Here is a 3745-nt window from a genome sequence, read left to right on the forward strand (position 1 = left end):
CTGTTAAAGCTCAGTTCGCGCGAAGTTGCGCTTGGTGTCCATAACATTGGGGATAAGTACGATGGTAACCTACATCAAGAGCGACCTGGACTTCATCCTCAAGCAGATCAAGATCGCTGAGGCTGACGCTGCGTTCCGGCAGGGCATCTCGACCGGCGATCCGGGCAACCCGGCAAAGCCGCTGTTTGGACCCGGTGGATCGATTCCGACCTACAACCTCTCCTGGGGGCTTCGCACCGTCGACGGCTCCTACAATCACCTGCTTCCCGGCCAGGAAAAGTGGGGCGCGTCCGATACGCCGTTCAACGAGCTGATGAATCCGACCTTCCGCACGATCATGGTGGACCCGGATGGCGCTGGCCCTGCTGGCCCCGTTCCGATGCTATATCGGCCCGGCGTCGACAATGACGGACCGACCATGCAGGTTCCCGGACCGAATGGCCCGATCACCATCGGCAATCGCGCCGGCCCGAGCGATGTCATCGACCCCTATGTGCGTGTGATCAGCAATCTGTTGGTCGACCAGACGCTCTCCAACCCGGCTGCCATCCTGACAGCTCTTCAGAATGCCGGGGTTGAAGATCCTGGCATGGTGATCACCGGCCAGATTGCCGCGCTCTACGTTCCACTCAAGCCGCTTTTCAAGACATTCGAGGAAGCCGCGCGCGCTGAAGCTTCGGCCGCCGCAGCAGCAGCAGCCAGCCCAGGCAACGAGGCCCTGCAGGACGCCGCCGATGCGGCGCGGCTCGCCCTCGATGCGGCAAAGGCGGCTATCGATGTCGCCGCCGGGCCAGCGCCGACCGGCAATGGCCTCTTCGAACTGCTGACCGAGAACGGCATCGCGCTGGACGGCATCAACGTCCACATCCCGAATTTCGCGCCAGACGAAGGCCTTTCGGCTCCGTTCAACTCCTGGTTTACCCTCTTCGGCCAGTTCTTCGACCATGGCCTCGATCTCGTCAACAAGGGCGGCAGCGGCACCGTGATGATTCCGCTCAGCCCCGACGATCCGCTTTATGTCCAGGGCAGCACCACCAATTTCATGGTTCTGACCCGCGCCACTGTTTCGGCCGGCCCGGACGGGCAGCTGGGTACGGCGGATGACGTGCGCCCGGTCAATACCACGACCGCCTATGTCGACCAGAACCAGACCTATACCTCGCACCCCTCGCACCAGGTCTTCCTGCGCCAATATGCAGCGACCGCCGGCGGCCCGGTTTCGACCGGCCACCTGATCGAAGGCGCCAATGGCGGCATGGCCACCTGGGGCGAAGTCAAGGCGCAGGCCGCGACCCTGCTCGGCATCGAATTGACCGACAACGATGTGGGCAAGGTGCCGCTGCTGCGCACCGACCCCTATGGCAATTTCATCCCGGGCCCGAACGGCCTTCCGCAGATCATCTACAATATCGGTCTGGACGGGATTCCAAACACCGGTGACGACCTCACGGTCGAAGGCAATCTCGCCAATCCGGTCAATCCCTCCAACCTGTTCGACGTCGTTGCACCGGCGGTCCCGACCGAGGCGGTCCGGCTCAACCACGCCTTCCTCGCCGACATTGCCCATAATGCAGTGCCGACCGGTCTGGCTGACGGCGACATCACCATCGGGCTCGACAATCCCGGCAACGAACCGGGTGTCTATGACAACGAGCTGCTYGACGCCCACTTCGTCGCCGGCGACGGTCGCGCCAATGAAAACATCGGCTTGACGGCCGTCCACCACGTGTTCCACTCCGAACACAACCGCCTCGCCGAACACACCAAGGCGACGGTGCTCGAGAGCAAGGACCTGGCCTTCATCAATGAATGGCTCGTGGTCGACATCACCCAGGCGCAGCTAAACGCCCTGCCGGCGACACTGCCGACCGACGCCGTGGCCCTCAAGGCCCTGCTCGACAGCTTCACCTGGGATGGCGAACGCATCTTCCAGGCGGCCAAGTTCGGCACCGAAATGCAATACCAGCACCTGGTGTTCGAAGAATTCGCCCGCAAGGTCCAGCCCAACATCAACGTGTTCCTGGTGCCCGATGGCTTCGACACGATGATGGACCCGACGATCTTCGCCGAGTTCGCGCATGTGGTCTATCGCTTCGGCCACTCCATGCTGACCGAGTCGATCGACCAGTTCGACCCGAACTTCAATCCCAACCACATCAGCCTGATCCAGGGCTTCCTCAATCCCACGGCCTTTACCAGCACCGATGGCGTCGACGACGGAATTGCAGCGGGCGCGATCATCCGTGGCATGACCCGCCAGGTCGGCAACGAGATCGACGAGTTCATCACCAGCGCGCTGCGCAACAACCTGCTCGGCCTGCCGCTCGATCTCGCCACCATCAACCTCGCCCGTGGCCGTGACGTCGGCGTGCCCTCGCTCAATGAAGCGCGCCGCACCTTCTTCGAGATGACCAACCAGGATGCCCTCCTGACGCCCTATACGAGCTGGATCGACTTTGCGGGCAACCTCAAGCACGAAGCCTCGATCATCAACTTCGTGGCGGCCTACGGCACGCATTCGCTGATCACCGGCGAAACGACGGCCGAAGGCAAGCGCGACGCCGCGATGACGCTGATCTTCGGCACGCCCTTCGGCAAATTCGCCGCTGATCCGGCCTTCGTCATGCCGGCCGATGCGGAGGCATTCCTCAACGGCACCGGCATCTATGCCGCGAACCTGGGCGGCCTCGAGAATATCGATCTCTGGATCGGCGGCCTTGCCGAAAAGATCATGCCCTTCGGAGGCATGCTCGGCGCCACCTTCAACTTCGTCTTCGAAGCGCAGATGGAACTGCTGCAGAGCGGGGACCGCTTCTACTACCTGCAGCGCCTCGACGGCCTGCATCTCTTCGGCGAAATGGAGAACAATTCCTTCGCCGCCATGATGATGCGCAATACCGACGCGACGCACCTRCCATCGGACGTGTTCTCGACGCCCGGCCTCATCCTCGAGATCGACCAGCGCCGGCAGTACAATCCGGGCCTGGGCGAAAGCGGGGGCGCCGACGGCATTGTCGAAGACAATCCTCTAACGACCGATATCGACGAGAGCGCCGACAATCTGGGCATTGACCCGACCGGTACCGGCATCCTGACCCAACTGGTCGTCCGCAATAATCCGTCGACGGCAGGTACTGACACCAACTATCTCAAATACAATGGCAGCGACCACGTCGTGCTCGGCGGAACCGATCCGGGCAATACGTTCAATCCCTCGGGCAATGACGTCCTGATTGCCGGCATCGGCGACGATACCGTCTATGGTGACGGCGGCAACGACATCATCGAAGGTGGTTTCGGCAACGATATCCTCAATGGTGGTGACGGCGACGACATCATCAAGGACATGGGCGGCGACGACAACATCAAGGCCGGCAAGGGCAATGACGTCGTGCATGCCGGCCCGGGCCTCGACCTCGTCATGGGCAATGACGGCCAGGACTTCATCTTCCTCGGCACCGACATGGGCTCGGAAGTGTTCGCCGGCACCGGCAACGATTTCATCTATGGCAACCGCAATGCCGAACGCATCCTCGGCAACGAGGGCGACGACTGGATCGAAACCGGCACCTTCGACGGCGCCCCCGGCGACAATTTCGACGAGGTCTTCGCCCATGACAGCATCGACGGACACGACGTGTTCCTCGGCGATGGCGGCTTCGACGAATTCATCGGCGAAGGCGGCGACGACATCATGGTGGGCAGCACCGGCCGCGGCAAAATGGCCGGCATGTCGGGCTATGAC

Annotated in this window: 1 protein-coding gene; it reads left to right on the forward strand. The window is 62.2% G+C overall.

Annotated elements, in window-relative coordinates:
- Positions 1–61: 61 nt before the first annotated feature.
- A partial coding sequence (locus AC1DVA_RS26795; protein WP_476807909.1) for a peroxidase family protein occupies positions 62–3745 on the forward strand: 3684 nt, incomplete at its 3' end.

Source organism: Allobosea sp. P4_C6 (assembly GCF_056402015.1).